The 16,775-nt window shown below is 69.8% G+C and carries 15 protein-coding genes and 3 pseudogenes; 4 read left to right on the top strand and 14 right to left on the bottom strand.

Translation table 11 applies throughout. The features are described from left to right. Nucleotides 1-71: 71 nt before the first annotated feature. Together ACLQ24_RS24235 and ACLQ24_RS24230 are read left to right on the top strand one after the other, a co-directional pair. Nucleotides 72-290, top strand: a pseudogene (locus tag ACLQ24_RS24235) (hypothetical protein); the annotation flags it as partial. A 103-nt stretch (nt 291-393) separates the two neighbouring features. Continuing rightward, nucleotides 394-528 carry a hypothetical protein gene (locus ACLQ24_RS24230; RefSeq protein WP_425894003.1) on the top strand — a complete coding sequence of 45 codons (135 nt, stop codon included), beginning with the start codon at nt 394-396 and terminating at the stop codon, nt 526-528. 235 nt (nt 529-763) lie between these two features. Here ACLQ24_RS24230 and ACLQ24_RS24225 read toward each other — a convergent pair whose 3' ends face one another. From ACLQ24_RS24225 to ACLQ24_RS24200, 6 genes are all read right to left on the bottom strand, one after another. After that, nucleotides 764-1,159: a hypothetical protein gene (locus ACLQ24_RS24225; RefSeq protein WP_425894002.1), complete on the bottom strand. Its 396-nt coding sequence runs from the start codon at nt 1,157-1,159 to the stop codon at nt 764-766. A 36-nt stretch (nt 1,160-1,195) separates the two neighbouring features. Further along, nucleotides 1,196-1,780, bottom strand: a complete 585-nt coding sequence (locus tag ACLQ24_RS24220; RefSeq protein WP_425894001.1) for a hypothetical protein — start codon at nt 1,778-1,780, stop codon at nt 1,196-1,198. Between the two features lie 275 nt (nt 1,781-2,055). Next, on the bottom strand, nt 2,056-2,670 hold the full coding sequence (locus tag ACLQ24_RS24215; RefSeq protein WP_425894000.1) for a dihydrofolate reductase family protein: 615 nt from the start codon (nt 2,668-2,670) through the stop codon (nt 2,056-2,058). Nucleotides 2,671-2,878: 208 nt separating this feature from the next. Then, on the bottom strand, nt 2,879-5,155 hold the full coding sequence (gene katG / locus ACLQ24_RS24210) for a catalase/peroxidase HPI (RefSeq protein ID WP_425893998.1): 2,277 nt from the start codon (nt 5,153-5,155) through the stop codon (nt 2,879-2,881). Next, nucleotides 5,152-5,604 (bottom strand): Fur family transcriptional regulator, encoded by a 453-nt coding sequence (locus tag ACLQ24_RS24205; protein ID WP_425893997.1) that lies wholly within the window; start codon nt 5,602-5,604, stop codon nt 5,152-5,154. The genes katG and ACLQ24_RS24205 overlap by 4 nt, the downstream gene beginning before the upstream one ends. 359 nt (nt 5,605-5,963) lie before the next feature. Continuing rightward, on the bottom strand, nt 5,964-6,146 hold the full coding sequence (locus ACLQ24_RS24200; protein ID WP_425893996.1) for a hypothetical protein: 183 nt from the start codon (nt 6,144-6,146) through the stop codon (nt 5,964-5,966). Here ACLQ24_RS24200 and ACLQ24_RS24195 point away from each other — a divergent pair. After that, the gene (locus ACLQ24_RS24195) at nt 6,136-7,176 is read left to right on the top strand and encodes a glycoside hydrolase family 11 protein (protein ID WP_425893995.1); all 1,041 of its coding nucleotides are present in this window, start codon (nt 6,136-6,138) and stop codon (nt 7,174-7,176) included. The two genes, ACLQ24_RS24200 and ACLQ24_RS24195, sit on opposite strands and share 11 nt — an antisense overlap. Nucleotides 7,177-7,228: 52 nt before the next feature. Then, a pseudogene (locus tag ACLQ24_RS24190) lies at nt 7,229-7,507 on the top strand (response regulator transcription factor); the annotation flags it as partial. 34 nt (nt 7,508-7,541) lie between these two features. On the opposite strand, the gene ACLQ24_RS24185 reads toward ACLQ24_RS24190, so the two are convergent. From ACLQ24_RS24185 to ACLQ24_RS24150, 8 genes and pseudogenes are all read right to left on the bottom strand, one after another. Then, entirely contained in the window at nt 7,542-10,541 is a 3,000-nt protein-coding gene (locus ACLQ24_RS24185) for a glycoside hydrolase family 95 protein (RefSeq protein ID WP_425893994.1), read from the bottom strand. A gap of 365 nt (nt 10,542-10,906) precedes the next feature. Next, nucleotides 10,907-11,524 carry a VOC family protein gene (locus ACLQ24_RS24180; protein WP_425894004.1) on the bottom strand — a complete coding sequence of 206 codons (618 nt, stop codon included), beginning with the start codon at nt 11,522-11,524 and terminating at the stop codon, nt 10,907-10,909. Between the two features lie 82 nt (nt 11,525-11,606). Then, nucleotides 11,607-11,900 carry a hypothetical protein gene (locus tag ACLQ24_RS24175; RefSeq protein WP_425894005.1) on the bottom strand — a complete coding sequence of 98 codons (294 nt, stop codon included), beginning with the start codon at nt 11,898-11,900 and terminating at the stop codon, nt 11,607-11,609. Between the two features lie 512 nt (nt 11,901-12,412). Beyond that, nucleotides 12,413-12,661 (bottom strand): annotated as a pseudogene (locus tag ACLQ24_RS24170) (TMEM175 family protein); the annotation flags it as partial. A 128-nt stretch (nt 12,662-12,789) separates the two neighbouring features. Then, nucleotides 12,790-13,230, bottom strand: a complete 441-nt coding sequence (locus ACLQ24_RS24165) for a PaaI family thioesterase (protein ID WP_425893992.1) — start codon at nt 13,228-13,230, stop codon at nt 12,790-12,792. After that, nucleotides 13,227-14,903, bottom strand: coding sequence for a fatty acyl-AMP ligase (locus ACLQ24_RS24160; RefSeq protein WP_425893991.1), 1,677 nt, complete (start codon nt 14,901-14,903; stop codon nt 13,227-13,229). Before ACLQ24_RS24160 ends, ACLQ24_RS24165 begins: the two co-directional genes overlap by 4 nt. Next, the gene (locus ACLQ24_RS24155) at nt 14,900-16,126 is read right to left on the bottom strand and encodes a cytochrome P450 (RefSeq protein WP_425893990.1); all 1,227 of its coding nucleotides are present in this window, start codon (nt 16,124-16,126) and stop codon (nt 14,900-14,902) included. Before ACLQ24_RS24155 ends, ACLQ24_RS24160 begins: the two co-directional genes overlap by 4 nt. Then, the gene (locus tag ACLQ24_RS24150; protein ID WP_425893989.1) at nt 16,123-16,659 is read right to left on the bottom strand and encodes a class I SAM-dependent methyltransferase; all 537 of its coding nucleotides are present in this window, start codon (nt 16,657-16,659) and stop codon (nt 16,123-16,125) included. The genes ACLQ24_RS24155 and ACLQ24_RS24150 overlap by 4 nt, the downstream gene beginning before the upstream one ends. Nucleotides 16,660-16,775: the final 116 nt, after the last annotated feature.

Genomic DNA, 16,775 nt, shown 5'->3' with positions numbered 1-16,775 from the left:
CAAACCGGCGTCGAAACAAGGTCTGACCAGCGAAGTCTCCAGCCAAGATCAACTTATCTAGGAAACTCGGGCTAGGTCTGGGATGTCTGGTGCATTCCCTCGGTGACGCGTTGACCTTCACCCGGGTGCCGCTGCTGTGGCCGATCCGGATCCGGGGCTGCCGCTGGGCGCCGTGGGGCATGTGGGCGCCGCTGCGCTTTCGGACCGGGTCGGCGGCCGAGTTGCTCCTGGTCGTGCCCGCCCTGCTCATGCTGGGTGCGGTCAGCGCCTGGACCCCGGTCGCGCCGTAGCGACCACCGCGCCGCGCCACCGGCTCCTGGGTGCGCGTCAGACTGTCGGCGCCCCGTGATATCCATGCATGCCGTTCGGTAGCGAGATGATCACGGAGGCGTCATGCCGTTCGTCAGTCCCCACAAGCGCGGTGGAAAGCCGGTACGCGGCTACTACCGCCTGAACTCGATCTGGAACTTCTGGTTCGGGCTGATCCTGATGCTGTTCTTCTTCGCCTTCGCCAGCAAACACCAGTAGCCAGCGGGAACACCGCACGGGCCGGCATCCACCCCCTGGATGCCGGCCCGTGCTGCGCGTCGTCGACGGGTCAGGTGCGGCAGAGGTGGCACGTGACCGTCGACAGCGCGATCCCTTGCCGTGAGTATCGATCGGACGCCGCCGATGGTGACGGGAGCGTCGGGGCACAGATCATGTGGCACCAGTGAGCATCCTGGGCGATGGCGGCGGATGCCGGCCCACGTCGAGTTCTGGATCAGCGAGCGGCATCAGTGAGGTCGATGACGACGTCCAGGTCGAGGGGTCGGAGTGTGATCGTGAGCGTCGCGGTAGAGGCGTTGACTCGTGCCGGACGGTCGTAGCGGTCGAAGGTGATCATCCATCGTTGCCAGGCCGGGCCGGTAAAACGGGCCATGGTCTTGGGATAGATCGGGTCAGCGTCGCCGGTGGTGGCGTGTATCGAGAGGTTGTCGGTCTGCGGGTCTTTCCACGGTCCTGTCTGCAAGGCGCCGGTGTTGTCCTCGTCGACGACCTCGACCACCAGCGACAGCCCGTGTGGGCTGTCGAGCACACCCCAGTGCAGCAGGGTGAGACCAGCGATCCGGCCGAGTACGGCCGGCGGGCGCAGGAGGCGGGGGTCCGCGATCGTCATGCCGGTCACGCTAACCGCCCGCCTCCTGCACGAGGGTCACATTGAGCAGGACAGGATCGGTTCGGTCGTGCTCAGGACGTTGCCGATGTAGATGCCTCGGGCGTACACGTCGGTCGAGAGCCGGTACTTGCGGCGGTCGGAGTTGTCGCAGCCGAGACCACCGAAAGCGTTCGCGACCCGGGCGCTGCGCCACTGCGAGTCGATCGACCCCTCGTCCTGAAAAACGATGCACCAGATGTCGGAGCAGGTGCTCTGCAGCTCGACCACGATGCGGTGTGGCCAGTCTCGGGCGTTGTCGCAGGTCTGCGCCCCGCCGAACTCCAGCGTCGACGAGCCGAGCAGCCGGGGGTTGGTGAAGTTCCCATAGCAGTAGGACACCGGATAGTTCAGTGTCATCCCCGACGCGGTGCCCTGCTGGAAACGCCACTGGCCGGTGTCCTTGTCGACAACGAGGGCCAGGCCGGCCCTGGCCGCGGCGTCGCTGGTCGTAACGGTAACGGCGGTGCCGGCCGGCTCGGTAGCTGCCGGATCCGCAGCGGCGCCCTGGGCTGGAGACGCCGCGAGTAGGACTGCGGACAGGGTCGATACCGCCGCGAGCCGGACGAGAGAGGGAGTTCGCACGTGCTACCTACTTGTAGCGAACAAACATCCATGATCTTCCATAATTGCGGGATGGTCTGTCAGCTAGCCGTCAGCCAGCATCAGTGGTGTCGGGACCCGCGTGAGGGGGCAAGGCGGCCTTGCCCCCTCTGCTGGTCGTGGCTCGCACGTCTCATGGGTTCGCACGTTCCCCGCGCCGACCGAGGGCGAGGTTGGCACGTCTTATGGGTTGGCGGGTCGCGTCGGCGCGGTGGTGGGCAGCTCGGCGTCGACGTACAGCGAGACGCCGTCAGGCCCTACTTCCCCGCGGGCACCTGGTCCACGACCTCGTCGTAGCCGACCGCGCCGGGTGCCGCGGTCGGCGCGTAGATCACGCGGAGGACGCCCGTCGGGAACACCTCGGTCGCGGTCACCCGCAGGTGGTACGGCGAGTCGCCGTCGTCGAAGAGCCTGCGGCCCTTGCGCGCCGCCACCGGGTGCACCAGCAGACGCAGCTCGTCGACCAGCCCGGCGGCGAGGAGCTGCTGCACGACCGAGATCGACCCGGGGATGAGGATGCCCTTGATCCCGGAGTCGGCCTTGAGCGCGGCGACGGCCTCGGGGAGGTCGCCGGCGACGAGCTCGGAGTTGCGCCAGGAGAAGTCCAGCGGCTGGCGGGAGACGACGACCTTGCGGACGTCACCGAGCTGCTTGGCGAACCCGGCGTCCTCGCCACCCGCAGCCTCCCGGTCGGGCCAGGCCCCGGCGAAGCTGTCGTAGGTCACCCGACCGATGAGCAACACGTCGGACGTGTCGTAGTCCTCGGTGACGGCGCGGCCCATGTTCTCGTCGAAGTACGGGAAGTGCCAGTCGGGGTCGATCTCGGCCACGCCGTCGGCCGAGATAAACAGCGTGGAGATGACCTTCGCCATCGCGGTGCTCCTTCACGTCAGGTGCTGTCGGGCTGGTAGACGGGCACAGCATCGCAAACTCGTCCGACGTTTACTGTCCTCTACGGCCGCGCGCCGCCGCCCGCGCGGCGGCGCGAGGCCCTGCGGCGCGAGACCCTGCGGCGCGAGACACGGACGAGCCCCGGCCGATCGCGGACGGATCGGCCGGGGCTCGTCAGGTCGCGCAGGATCAGGCGATGTCGAACCGGTCGAGCTCCATGACCTTCGTCCAGGCGGCGACGAAGTCGCGCACGAACTTCTCGCGCGCGTCCTGGCTCGCGTAGACCTCGGCGAGGGCGCGCAGCTGGGAGTTGGAGCCGAAGATGAGGTCGACCGCCGTGGCGGTCCACTTCACCTCGTCCGTGGCCAGGTCCCGGATCTCGTACACGTGCTCGTCGGACTCCGACGCCTTCCACCGGGTGCCCGGGGAGAGCAGGTTGGCGAAGAAGTCCCCGGTGAGCACGCCGGGCCGGTCGGTGAGGACGCCGTGCGACGCACCACCGACGTTGTTCCCGAGCGCGCGCAGGCCGCCGACGAGGACGGTCATCTCCGGTGCGCTCAGGTTCAGCATGTAGGCGCGGTCGATGAGCAGCACCTCCGGCTGGGTCTTCTCACCGGCGCGCAGGTAGTTGCGGAAACCATCCGCGCGCGGCTCGAGGACCCGGAAGGAGGCGACGTCGGTCTGCTCCTGGGTGGCGTCGGTGCGGCCCGGCCGGAACGGCACGGTCACCTCGACGCCTCCGTCGCGCGCCGCCTTCTCGACGGCGGCCGAACCGGCCAGCACGATCAGGTCGGCGAGCGAGATCTTCGCCCCGCCGGCGGCGTTGAACTCCTGCTGGATGCCCTCCAGCGTGCTCAGGACGGTCGCCAGCTGCTCGGGCTGGTTGACCTCCCAGCTGCGCTGCGGCTCCAGGCGGATGCGCGCGCCGTTGGCGCCGCCGCGCTTGTCGGTGTTGCGGAAGCTCGCGGCGGAGGCCCACGCGGTGGAGACCAGCTGCTCGACCGTGAGGCCCGAGTCGAGGACCTTCGCCTTGAGGGCGGCGATGTCGGCGTCACCCACCAGCTCGTGGTTGACGGCCGGCACCGGGTCCTGCCACAGCTGCGCCTCGGCGACCCACGGCCCGAGGAAGCGCTCGATCGGACCCATGTCGCGGTGCAGCAGCTTGTACCAGGCCTTGGCGAAGGCCAGCGCGAACTGGTCGGGGTTCTCCAGGAAGCGGCGCGAGATCTTCTCGTACGCCGGGTCGACGCGCAGCGACAGGTCGGTCGTGAGCATCGTCGGCCGGTACTTCTTCGACGGGTCGAACGGGTCCGGGATGATCTCCTCGGCGTCCTTGGCGACCCACTGCTTCGCGCCACCGGGGCTGGTGGTCAGCTCCCACTCGTAGCCGAACAGGATCTCGAAGAAGCGGTTGCTCCACTGCGTGGGCACGTCGGTCCACGTCACCTCGAGACCACTGGTGATCGTGTCGGCGCCCTTGCCGGTGCCGTGGGTGCTCAGCCAGCCCAGGCCCTGCGCCTCGATCGGGGCGCCCTCGGGCTCCGGGCCCACGTGGGTGTCCGCGGCCCCGGCGCCGTGGGTCTTGCCGAAGGTGTGGCCACCGGCGATGAGGGCGACGGTCTCCTCGTCGTTCATCGCCATCCGGCCGAAGGTCTCGCGGATGAAGTGCGCTGCCGCAGCCGGGTCCGCGTTGCCGCGGGGACCCTCCGGGTTGACGTAGATGAGGCCCATCTCGGTCGAGCCGACGCCGGCCGCCATCTCCTTCTCGGAGGCGTACCGCTCGTCACCCAGCCAGGTGTCCTCCGGGCCCCAGAAGATCTCCTCAGGCTCCCACACGTCCTCACGACCGAAGCCGAAGCCGAACGTCTTGAACCCCATCGACTCCAGGGCCACGTTGCCGGTGAGCACCAGCAGGTCCGCCCAGGAGATCTTCTGGCCGTACTTCTGCTTGACCGGCCACAGCAGGCGGCGGGCCTTGTCCAGGTTGGCGTTGTCCGGCCAGCTGTTGAGCGGGGCAAAGCGCTGACCGCCGTCGCCGGCGCCACCACGGCCGTCCTCGATGCGGTAGGTGCCCGCGGCGTGCCAGCTCATGCGGATCATCAGGCCGCCGTAGTGGCCGAAGTCGGCCGGCCACCAGTCCTGCGAGGTGGTGAGGACCTCGGTGATGTCCCGCTTGAGGGCCTCGACGTCGAGCTTGGCGAACTCCTCGGCGTAGCTGAAGTCCGGCCCGAGCGGATTGCCCTGCGACGAGTGGGCGTGCAAGACCGAGAGGTCGAGCTGGTTGGGCCACCAGTCACGGTTGGTGCGCGGACGACCGCCGGTCTTCGGGGTCGGCGAGTCGATCGCCGGGTTCTCGCTCTCACTGCCGTGCGCGGTCACCGAGTCGTGCACGACCGGGCAGCCGGCCGCGGCCTTCTGGTCCACGCCCTGCGCGCTGGTGGGGCCGTTGTCCTGGGTGTCGCTCATGTACTTCCTTCCGAACTGGCGGATCGCTGGGAGTTGCGGTCGGCTGCGCAATCGGGGCAGACGCCCCAGTAGACGACCTCCGCCTCGTCGACCACGAAGCCGTGGTCGTTCGAGGCGGTGAGACAGGGTGCGTGGCCGACGGCGCACTCGACGTCGGCGATGGCGCCGCAGGAGCGGCACACGACATGGTGGTGGTTGTCCCCCACCCGGGACTCGTAGCGGGCGGTCGCGCGGGCTGGCTGGATGCGCCGCACCAGACCCGCGTCGGTGAGCGCGCGCAGCACGTCGTACACCGCCTGGTGCGAGATGGTGGGATGGTCCGCCCGGACCAGCGCGATCACCGTGTCGGTGTCGACGTGGGGGTGATCCCGCAGCACCGCGAGCACGGCCAGCCGGGGTCGCGTCACTCGCAACGAGACCCCTCTCAGCTGCGCTTCGAGGTCGGACATCACGCGCTGCACACTAGCTCACTATTTTGGAACGGATCAAGTTTTCCGCCACCCGCGCGCCGGCGTGGCGCGGCTTTCACTCCCGGTTCACCCGGTGGTGGCGTGCGCCGCCGCCGTCGCGGGCCCGACGCCACGTCAACTAAGGTCCGGAAAATCTCCGGAAGTTCCGGGCGAAATTCGTCAGATGTTGCCCGGGGAACGACCGTGCGGCACCATCGCCTCCTCCGCCTCCGATCGACTACTGACCTCGCCGGACGTAGGCCCAATCGAGCATGACGGCGGGTCCGCCGCCGCCGTGGCGCTTCCGGAAAATGTTGACAAGTGGACGACTGGCTCAATACCGTCCCCATCGACGACGCTCAATCGCCGTCACTGCCCGCACCGCGACTGCCGCCCCCGGTCGTCGTGCCGGACATCCGGTCAACCACCACCACGCGATGCGACGCCGTTGCCGTCACGAACACCCGACAGCCGACGGGTCGTACCGCACCGCTGGCCTCGTGCCAGCCGTGACGAGGAGGAAACACCTCAATGATCGACACCGACCACACCCCCACCGCAGCGCCGAGACGCGGCCGCCTGCGGCTGCTCCTCGGCGCCGCCTGTGCGGTCGTCCTGGCCGTCACCGGCACGGTCACGGCCACCAGCGCGTACGCCGAGGCCGACCGGACGCTCACCTCGAGCCTGACCGGCACGCACAACGGCTACTACTTCTCCTTCTGGAAGGACGGCGGCAACGCCAGCATGACGCTGCGCGAAAACGGCCGGTACTCCAGCAGTTGGGACCGGAGCACCAACAACTGGGTTGGCGGCAAGGGCTGGGCCACCGGCTCGCGGCGGACGGTCAGCTACTCGGCCAACTACAACCCGGGGAACAACAACACCTACCTCGCCCTGTACGGATGGACGCGCAACCCGCTCATCGAGTACTACGTGGTGGAGAATTTCGGCAGCTACAACCCGAGCAACGGCGCCCAGCGGATGGGCACGGTCACCACTGACGGCGGCACCTACGACATCCTGCGCAGCCAGCGGGTCAACGCCCCGTCGATCGACGGCAACCAGACGTTCTACCAGTACTGGAGCGTCCGCCAGAACAAGCGCTCGAGCGGCACCATCACCACCGCCAACCACTTCGACGCCTGGGCCCGTGCCGGCCTGAACCTCGGTACCAACCACGCCTACCAGATCATGGCCACCGAGGGCTACCAGAGCAGCGGCAGCTCCGACGTCACCGTGCAGGAGGGCGGCGGCGGCAACCCGACCTCCGGGCCGACCTCCGGCCCCACCACCGGCGACCCGGGGACCGGCAACTGCACCGCGACGCTCTCCGCCGGCCAGCAGTGGGGTGACCGGTTCAACCTGAACGTCGCGGTCAGCGGCACCAACAACTGGGTCGTCAGCCTCGGCCTCAACGGCGGTCAGAGCATCCAGAACAGCTGGAACGCGTCCGTCAGCGGCACCAGCGGGACCGTGACGGCCCGACCGAACGGCAACGGCAACAACTTCGGCATCACGGTCATGGCCAACGGCAACTGGACGTGGCCGACGATCACCTGTCGCACCAGCTGACGCGCACCCAACCGCACCGCACAGCCCGGCCCCCGCCGCCACGCGACGGGGGCCGGCCGTGACCCGTACGCTGATCAGCGAGTTCGTGGCCGGCCCACCGCCCGCCGTGCCGGCCGCCGGTCGGGGCGTGCTGACCGCCCGCGAACAGGAGACCGTCGAGCTGGTCGCCCGAGGGCTGACGAACGACGAGATCGCCCTGCGCATGGTGATCAGTCCGTTGACCGCCAAGACGCACGTCAACCGGGCCATGACGAAGCTGCACTGCCGTAACCGGGCCCAGTTGGTCGTGTGGGCGTACGAGTCGGGACTGATCACGCCGCGCCGCCGGTGACCGTGCCGTCCCGGCGGCGCGGCGCGAGCCGGTGTCAGGACCCGATCGCGATGGCGAAGAGGTGCATCGTCGGCACGTTCGCCGCGGCCCGTGCGCTGATGTTGGGCAGCACGACCTGGGTCACCGCCTTGCTCTGCAACGCGACGCCCACGTAGTAGACGCAGGCCGCCGTGGCCTGGCGGGCGTTGTTGGGCCGGTTCTGGTACGCGGACACGATGGCGGCTGTCGCGCCGGACTGCGGGCCGCCGTACCAGTCGGGCGTGCTGAGCGTGAACGTCTGGCGGGTGCCGTCCGCGTACACCACCGTGCCGGTGCCCGACACCGCGCCGTACGTGCCGGTCAGGAGGAAGCCGAGCGTGCTGCCGGTGCCGCTGATGCCGATGGTCTGGCCCGAGGCGATCGCGTTGTCGGCGGTGCCGGGGCTGACGTTGGGCCAGCGGAAGTTCACCCCGTTGCGGCTCACCGTGCTGCCCGGGCTGGCGCCGGCCTGTGCCAGGGCCTGCGCGGAGAGACTCGCGCCGTTGCCGTCGAAGTTCGCGACGCTGGTGTTGGTGTCGTTGCTGATGCCCGCGTTCGTGAAGCTCTGCTCCAGCGTCGGCGTGGCGACACCCGTGCTGCTGACCCGGTAGGTGCGTCCCGCCTGCACAGTCACCTCGACCAGGTCGGACTCGATCCGGGTGACCAGGGGCGACGTCCCGTCGGCGGTGTCGACGACGCTGACGGTGCCGGTCAGGAACCGCGACCGCAGGCGGACCGTGCCGGCACGGTCGGGTCGCACGAGCACCTCGGTGGCCGTGCCGCTCGCCCACGTGATGCTGACCGTGTGCCCACCACGTCCCCGCAGGCCGGTCACCCGTCCACTGGGCCAGGCCGGCGGCAGCGCGGGCAGGATGTGCAGCTCACCGATGTGGCTCTGGAGCAGCATCTCGGCGATGCCGGCCGTGGCCCCGAAGTTGCCGTCGATCTGGAAGGGCGGGTGCAGGTCGAACATGTTGGGGGCGAGCCGGGCGGTCGTGGCGAGATAGCGGATCAGGTCGTGGGCCCGCTTGCCCTCCTCCATCCGCGCCCAGAAGTTGATTTTCCAGGCCAGCGACCAGCCGGTGCCGTCGTCGCCGCGCAGCGCCAGCGTACGGCGGGCGGCTTCGAACAACTGGGGGGTGCCGCGCTTGGTGATCTGGTTGCTGGGCGCGAGCCCGTAGAGGTGGGAGATGTGCCGGTGGTTGGGCTCGGTCTCCACCCAGTCGTAGAGCCACTCCATGATGTTGCCGCGCGAGCCGACCTTCATGGGCGGAAGGCGGTCCCGGGTGGCGCGTACCTGGGCCCGGAAGGTGCTGTCCACGTCGAGGATCTCGCTCGCGCGGGCGACGCCGTCGAAGAGGTCCCGCAGGATCTGGTTGTCCATCGTGGGTCCGGCGCACACGCTGGCGTTCGCGTGGTGGCTCAGCTCCGGCGAGTTCGACGGGTTGGTCACCAGGTAGCCGAGGGTCGGCTCGGTCACCAGGGTGTTGAGGAAGAACTGCGCCGCGCCCTTCATGGCCGGGTAGTTCGTTCGCAGGAACTCGATGTCACCGTTGAACAGGTAGTGGTCCCAGATCAACGTGGACAGCCAGGCGCCGCCGGTCTGCCACATGCCCCAGAACGCGCCGTCGACGACGGCGGTGGCCCGCCACGCGTCGGTGTTGTGGTGGGTGACCCAGCCACTGGCGGAGCCATACTGCACCTGGGCGGTCCGCGCTCCGGTGACGGCGAGTTCCCTGACCATGTCGAAGACCGGGTTGTGGCACTCGGCAAGGTTGGTCGTGTTGGCCGGCCAGTAGTTCATCGGCAGGTTGGCGTTGATCGTGTACTTCGAGTCCCAGGAGGGGGTCAGCGAGTCGTTCCAGATGCCCTGGAGGTTCGCCGGCTGGGTGCCGGGCCGCGACGACGAGATCAGCAGGTACCTGCCGAACTGGAACAGCAGCGCGGAGAACTGCGGGTCGTTGACGCTGTTGTGCTGGGCGATGCGGACGTCGGTCGTCTGGTCGGTGGCGGAGGTGCGACCCAGATCGAGGGTCACCCGTCCGAACAGCGCCTGGTAGTCGGCGACGTGCCGGGTGCGCAACTGGTCGTAGCTGTAGGCGCGCGCTGCGCTGAGGCGTTGCCGGGCGATGCCCCCGTAGTCGCCACCGACGTTGCGGTAGTTGACGTAGCTGGAGCCGATCGAGATCAACAGGACGACACTGGTGGCGTTGGTGACCCGCAGGGTGCCGCCCGAGCTCGACACGCTGCCGCCGTTGACGGTGGCGTTGGCCAGCGCGAGGAAGCGGACCTGACCGGTGACGCCCTCCTGACTGCCGGAGACGCCGTCGAGGCCGATCGTCGTGCCGTCCGGACTGGACACGGTCGTACGCTGCGGGCTGTCGAAGGTGACGGTGAAGCTGATCGAATTGCTGTGGTCGGCGGTCAGCCGCATCGCGATGACCTGGTCCGGCGCGCTCGCGAAGACCTCACGCTGGTAGCGGATACCGCCCAGGACGTAGGAGGTCGTGGCCGTGGCGGTGGTGAGGTCGAGTGTGCGGTTGTGTTGGGACGCCCCGCTGGCCGAGCCGAAGGCGAGCCGGAGGTTGCCGACGGTCTGATATGCCAACTGCCCGCCGGGGTTGCCCATCATGGTCTGGTTGATGAGGTCCTGGGCCTGCGTCCACTGGTTGGCGTTGACGAGTCGCCGGATCTCCGGCAGCGCGGCCGCGCCTCTGGTGTTGCTCGGGTCGTGCGGCCCGCCGGCCCAGACGGTGTCCTCGTTGAGCTGAAGTCGCTCGGCGTCGACGTTGCCGAACACCATGGCGCCGAGCCGGCCGTTGCCGATCGGCAGGGCCCGCAGCCAGTCCGTGCCGGCGCCCTCGTCGTACCAGAGGGCGAGGTCGTTGGCCGCCAGCACCTGCGGCGGCGCGACGGAGTCGGCTTGGGCGGTGGCCGTCCAGGGCAGCGGTAGCAGGGCGCCACCCGCGCCGACCGCGCCGATCTTGAGGGCCTGCCGCCGGGTCAGGTCTGACATCGATCCTCCAAACGGTGACCGATGCGGCCACCCAAGCGCGACAACGACGACCCCCGATAGTGGATCCGCGCGGTGACACCGGCCTCGCTGCGCAGGCCGTTTGGCAGACCCTCGGACGCCAAACATCCGATGTGTTTCGGGAAGATTACTCCGGTGCCACGCAATAGGCAACGGTCGATCGCTGGTGGATCACCGCTGCCCGGCGGCGTGCGTCGGCCGATGCGCGGCCCGGTCGGAAGCGTGGCGCGAATCGCCGCTCACGACGACAGCATGCATCCGGCAATCCGCCGCGCATACATCCGATGATTGCGACAGCCGTGCCCGCATCGGCCTCGATTGACCGGCCAGGCGCGGCTGGGCGTCGCTCACTCGGGCAGCGTCGCCCCTGAGTCCTCGGCCACCATGTACGCCGCGTACCAGTCGGGCCAGTCTTCGTCCCGCTCGCCGGTGCGCTCCTCGTGCGCGCCGTGGGCGGCCGCCGCGCGCCGCAGCGCGCCCGCCAGGTCGGTCGCGGACCGGTACGACGTCAGGTCGCTCTCGACGCGCCCCGGCAGCCGCGTCGTGATCTCCTGCATCAGCCAGGTGTTGCCGTCCGGGTCGCGGAACGTGGCGCGCGAGAAGTAGCTACGGCGCTCCGTGTCGAGGCCGTCGGCCGGCCCGTCCGGTGTGACGTGGAAGACGGCACCCACCTCGATGCCGGCGCTGACCAGCGTCTCGCGAGCCGCCTCGATGTCCGACACGACGAGGTACGCCGTCGCCGAGCCCGGCGTCGCCGACGTGAGCTGCGCGCCGAACTGCACCGAGCACGCGGAGCCGTGCGGCGTGAACTGGACGATCCCGGGCGGCGTCTGGTCGAGTCGCCAGCCAAGGCCCCGGTAGAACCGCTTCGCGCGGTCGACGTCCGACACCGGGATGACGATCACCTCGACCTTGACGTCCAGGTTCGCGACGCGCGGGTCGCCCCGGCCAGCCTTCGGGCTCATCGCGACCTCCTGGGCGCTCGCACCACCACCGACGATCACCACGCTATGTCCTGCGCCTCGGCGAGGTACGGCGTTCGAGGCATCAGCCAGGTGCCGCCCTCGTCGCCCTGCGCAGCCCGAACAGGGCGACGAGCGCGAGGAGGATGACGTCCACCAGCCGGGTCGGCGCGGGCAGGTAGCGGATGAGCAGCGCCGAGAGCAGAGCGCCGCTGCCGGTGCCGAGACCGGGGGCGATCGAGTTCGCGAGCGTGCCGCGGGCACGGTCGATGTCGAGCATGGCCGCGCCGACGGCCCCCGTGGCGGCGCCTGCCGCGAGCCCCTGCACGAGGCGGGCGACCACCAGCGCGGGTACGCCGTTGGCGAGGATGAAGACCAACAGCGAGAGGATCTACACGGCGATCGCGGCAGCCAGGACCGGCTGCCGCCCGACGTGGTCGGAGAGCTTGCCGAAGGTGAGCAGCGATGCCAACACCGCAGGCGCGTAGACCGCGAAGACCGCGGTGGTCGTGACCGGCGAGAAGTGCCAGCGCTCCTGGTAGATCCCGTAGAGCGGGGTCGGCGCCGCCGAGGCGGCCAGGAAACGACACGAGGATCGACGCCAGCAGCACCAGGGAGACGTTCGGCGCGAGTCGCGCCCGCCCCGCGATCGACATGTCGGTACTCCTCGTGCTGCGCGGCGAGCGTCGGGCTTGACGGCCGCAGCGGCGTACCCGGTGTGCCGCCCTCCATGCGCCGACGCGGCGCGTGCGATCTACGCGTCTTCGCGCGGCCCGAGGTGGTCGCGCAGCGCCGCCGCGATGTCGCCGGCCGCGCGGATCTGCTCCGGCGCCGACCGCCGCACGGCGCAGCCTGGCCTACCCGCAACCCGCCTTCGTGGAGGTCTGGCACCCGCAGGTCGAGCACCAGCAGGGTGATGACGATGGCGAACACGCCGTCGCTGAACGCCGCCAGGCGACCGCGTCGGTCACCGCGGGATCGCCGTCGCCTGCCTGGATCCCCCGTTGACCTGCGGACATGCCAACAGTCACACCAAGGCGACCTAGCGTAATTGACGAGGGGTCCCTCGTGGACGACCTCGGCGGCGGGATCGGCCCGGCCGCCACGAACACCCGTCGAGGTCGTCGTAGCGGGTGACAACGACCTGCCGTGCCCGCTGCCCGGGACGCTGCCGCTTGAGCGCGTCGACGGCCCGCCGATCGAGCTGGTGTGTCCACTGGGCGTCTTGAGGGGGCCGGTCGGTCTCGGCGGCCGGGGCCCCGGAACGATCAGGACGGGGTCTGGGCCCCGAGCGGCATGAGGGTGGCCAACATGGTCGCTACGTGCCGTTCGGTGCCGTTGCGTTCGGCGTAGACGTCGGCGGCTGCGGTGACAAGGCGGGAGGACGCGCGCAGGACGCGGCCACGGCCCAGCAACCGGTCGCCAACCGCCGGGGCGAGCAGGTTCAGTTTGTACTCGGCGGTCAGCACGTCCCCCGCCACGGACGCCGCCGCCCACGCGCAGGCGTTGTCGGCGACGCAGCCGACCACGGCGCCGTGCACGAAACCGTGGTGCTGCGTCAGCTCGGGCCGGATCGGGACCGCGAGCTCGGCCACGCCGTCGGCGCAGACCAGGATCTCGGCGCCCAGGAACGCGTTGAACGGCGATTGGGCGATGATGTCGCGCATGACCTCGAGGGTGGCCACCGGCCGTCCGTCGATCGGGTTCATCTGGGCTCCCATCGGTCGAAGGCGCCGGCCAGGTACCGCGTCCGGGCCGCGCGCCGCATGATCTTTCCGCTGCTGGTTTGCTGGATGCCCGAGGGCATGACGAGCACGAGGTCGCTCATCGCCACCTCGTGATCGCGCACCACGGCCGCGCGGATCGCGGCGCCGATGTCGGCCGGGTCGGCGTCCCAGCGCTGCTCGCGGCCGATCTCCTGAATGACGACGAGTTGTTCGCCGTCCGGGCCGTCGACCGCAAAGGCTGCGCACGGCCCGGAGGCAAGGGCAGGGTGGGCGGCCCGGACGGTGTCCTCGATGTCGTGGGGATAGAAGTTCCGTCCCCGGATGATGATCATATCTTTGACCCGGCCGACGATGTAAAGCTCGCCGTCGAGCAGCAGGCCCAGGTCACCGGTGCGCAGGTAGGTACGGCCGGACACCTCTGGCAGCTCGGCCCGAAAGGTCGCCGTCGTCTCCGCTGGCCGCCGCCAGTAGCCGCCGGCCACGTTCGGGCCGGTGACCCAAACCTCGCCGACCCGGTCCGGGGGCACGAGGCTGCCGGTCGCCGGGTCGACGATCCGGACGTCCTGGCCCGGCGCGACGGTACCGGAGCCGACAAGGGTACGGCCGGTGCCCTCGGCCACGGGGACAAAGCGGCCTTCGCCCAGCGCCTCGACGGACGCTTCCCGGGTACGGGCACCGCGCCCGGCCCCGCTTCCGCTGACCAGCAGCGTGGCCTCGGCCAAGCCGTAGCAGGGCAGGTGCGCCTCGGCACGGAAGCCGACCGGGCCGAAGGTCTCGGCGAACCGGGTCAGCGTCGTGGACCGCAGCGGTTCGGCGCCGTTGTAGGCAACCGTCCAGCTGCTGAGGTCGACGTCCGGTACGCCGTCCTTCGCGGCCCGAGCGAGGCACGCCTCGTACGCAAAATTGGGTCCGCCGCTGGTGCGCGCCCGGTATTGCGAGATGACCGTCAACCATCGCAGGGGATTGCGCAGGAACGTCATCGGGGACATCAGGACGCTGGTGGCCCCGACGAAGAGCGGTTGCAGCGCATTCCCGATCAGGCCCTGGTCGTGATAGAGCGGCGTCCAGCCGACCACCGTGGACCGCTCGTCGTGGCCGAAGTTGCGACGGATCATCTCCTCGTTGGCGATCAGGTTGCCGTGGGTGACCATCACCCCCTTGGGTGCCGAGGTCGACCCCGACGTGTACTGCAGGAACGCCACCGATCCGGCCTCGATCTGGACCGGGCGGATCGCAGGGTCGCCCGGCCCGAGCTCGTCGACCGCGAGCAGGGGCACCGGAATGTTTCGCCGGACGTTGCGCTCCAGGGCGCTCACCGTGAGCGCGACCGACGGCTCACAGTCGCGGATCACGCCGAGGGTCACGTCCTGCACTTTGTGCGTCCGGGGGCGGTTGACTGGAACGGCGATCACGCCCGCGTACAGGCAGCCGAAATAGGCGGCGATGAAGTCCAGGCCGGGCGGGAACAGCAGCACGGCCCGGTCACCCGGCCGGGTCGACCAGGTGAGCCACTCGGCCACCGCCGATGCGCGAGCGTGGAGCTCGCCGTAGGTGAGGACGGCTTCCTCGGCGCCGTCGCCGTCGAGGTGCACGTACGCCCGCCGGTCCGGGTGCTCCGCCGCCCGGGTGGTCAGGATCTCCGGCAGGAACGTCACCCGACCCTCCCAAGCACGGCCGGCAGCTTCCGCAGGCCGCGCAGGAGCGAACTGTCGTCTCGGCGTTCGAGGTCGTCGACGTCGACCCGCAGCCCGGGGGCTCGCCGGTACAACCGCTCGACCGCGATTTCGGCCTGGAGCCGCGCCAGCACCGCGCCGAGGCAGGCGTGCATGCCGTGCCCGAAGCCCACCTGGGGCCCGGTGTCTCGGCTGAGGTCGAACGCGTCCGGATCGAGAAAGACCGCGGGGTCGCGATTGGCCGCGCCCAGGCACAACAGCACCTGTTCGCCGGCCCGCATCGGCTGACCGCCGATCTCGACGTCGCGGGTTGCCAGACGCATGGTCTGGTGCAGCGGGCTGTCATAGCGCAGCGCCTCGCCGACCGCGGCCGGCGTGAGCTCGGGCTGGTCGCGCAGCCGGGCGTCTTGGTCGGGGTGCCGCGCCAGCGCGTGCAGGGTGTTGCCGATCAGCGCGGTGGTCGTCTCGTTGCCGGCCACGAAGCACATCATGGCCAGGAAGACGAGTTCCTCGGCGCTGAGGGCGTCACCGCCGGCCGTGCGCGCGGCCAGCATCCGGCTGATCAGGTCGTCGCCGGGGCGCCGGCGTCGCTCGGCGACCACCTCGTCGAGCGCGGCCGCGAAGACGCGGACGACGTCGCGGACGCGGGCCAGGTCGTCGCCCGTCATCAGGTTGGGTTCGAGCAGGTGCCGAACCTCGTGCGTCCATCCGCCCACCCGGGCCCGGATGCTGTCAGGCAGGGCCATCCAGTCACACATGACGGCGAGTGGCAGCGGCTCGGCGAAGCCGGCGATCAGGTCCGGACGGCCGCGTCCGGCGGCCGCCTCGATCAGCTCGTCGGCCCGGGCCGCGATCCGCGGGCGCAGCTCGGCGATAGCGGGGCGGCCGAAGATCCGGTTCACGATGCCTTTCAACCGGGCGTGCTCGGGATTGTCGGTGAAAACAAGCGATTTCTGCCCAAGCCGCTCGATTTGGGCGACATCGCCGTGCCCGTGCCGGACGGCGTTGCGGCTGACCAGTTGCGGAATGAGCCCGACGCTGAAGGAACGGTCGGTCAGCGTCGCGCGCACGTCGGCATGCCGGGTCAGCACCCACAGGCCCCGCGTGCGCAGCACCGGCCGATCCTCGCGCAGCCGTCGGTAAATCGGGTACGGGTCGTTCCGAAAATCCGGGCTGAACGGGTTGAAACGGACGGGCGCGGTCATGAACCGAACCGGTGACGGCGGTACGGCCGGAGCACGATCCGGAGCAGGCCGAGCTTCTCCATCCGGAAGCCCACCGCGGACATGGTCAGGTAACGGACGAAACGGGCGGTCATCTCCGGTCCGACCAGCGCCTCGGCCTCTTCGCGACGTGCCTTGAGCCGGCTCACCCAGGCCTCGCAGGTCCGGGCGTAGTCGAGCCGGCCGTTGGTCAGCGACCGGATCTCGAACAGCCCGTCGGCGGCCGCGCTGATCTCGGCCAGCGTCGGCAGTTCGGCGTTCGGAAAGATTTCCTGCTGGAAGAACGGGCTGGCGTCCTCGGCGGACATGTTGGCGTACGCGACGGTCTGGAGTGACAGCAGGCCGCCGGGACGAAGCCACTCGTGGCACTTGGTGAAGAAGTCGCGGTAGACGGCGTGCTTCCCGGCCGGGGTGTCGTCGGGCCGGGCGAAGTGCTCGAAGGCGCCGATCGAGATGATCCCGTCGAACGGATCATCCGGCCGGTATCCGATCCAGTTCTCGGTGCGTACCTCCACGCCCGAATAGTCGCGGGACCGGATGTATTGACCAGTAATCCAAAGGTGCCGTGATCGTTGTCCGTGTATGGGTGTTGCGGTACGTGATGCGCGGCGGCTTTCCCCGGCGGCGCAAG

The sequence above is a fragment of the Micromonospora sp. DT4 genome, from assembly GCF_049841675.1.
Lineage (GTDB): Bacteria > Actinomycetota > Actinomycetes > Mycobacteriales > Micromonosporaceae > Micromonospora.
The sequence above is the reverse complement of the archived record's forward strand: the minus strand, read 5'-3'. Positions and strand labels throughout refer to the sequence as shown.

Coding starts and splice junctions, on each gene's coding strand:
- ACLQ24_RS24155 (WP_425893990.1), bottom strand. CDS start 16,126: ATGACCGCGCCCGTCCGTTTCAACCCGTTCAGCCCGGATTTTCGGAAC.
- ACLQ24_RS24195 (WP_425893995.1), top strand. CDS start 6,136: ATGATCGACACCGACCACACCCCCACCGCAGCGCCGAGACGCGGCCGC.
- ACLQ24_RS24230 (WP_425894003.1), top strand. CDS start 394: ATGCCGTTCGTCAGTCCCCACAAGCGCGGTGGAAAGCCGGTACGCGGC.
- ACLQ24_RS24180 (WP_425894004.1), bottom strand. CDS start 11,524: ATGAGCCCGAAGGCTGGCCGGGGCGACCCGCGCGTCGCGAACCTGGAC.
- ACLQ24_RS24185 (WP_425893994.1), bottom strand. CDS start 10,541: ATGTCAGACCTGACCCGGCGGCAGGCCCTCAAGATCGGCGCGGTCGGC.
- ACLQ24_RS24165 (WP_425893992.1), bottom strand. CDS start 13,230: ATGAACCCGATCGACGGACGGCCGGTGGCCACCCTCGAGGTCATGCGC.
- ACLQ24_RS24225 (WP_425894002.1), bottom strand. CDS start 1,159: ATGACGATCGCGGACCCCCGCCTCCTGCGCCCGCCGGCCGTACTCGGC.
- ACLQ24_RS24205 (WP_425893997.1), bottom strand. CDS start 5,604: ATGTCCGACCTCGAAGCGCAGCTGAGAGGGGTCTCGTTGCGAGTGACG.
- ACLQ24_RS24215 (WP_425894000.1), bottom strand. CDS start 2,670: ATGGCGAAGGTCATCTCCACGCTGTTTATCTCGGCCGACGGCGTGGCC.
- katG (WP_425893998.1), bottom strand. CDS start 5,155: ATGAGCGACACCCAGGACAACGGCCCCACCAGCGCGCAGGGCGTGGAC.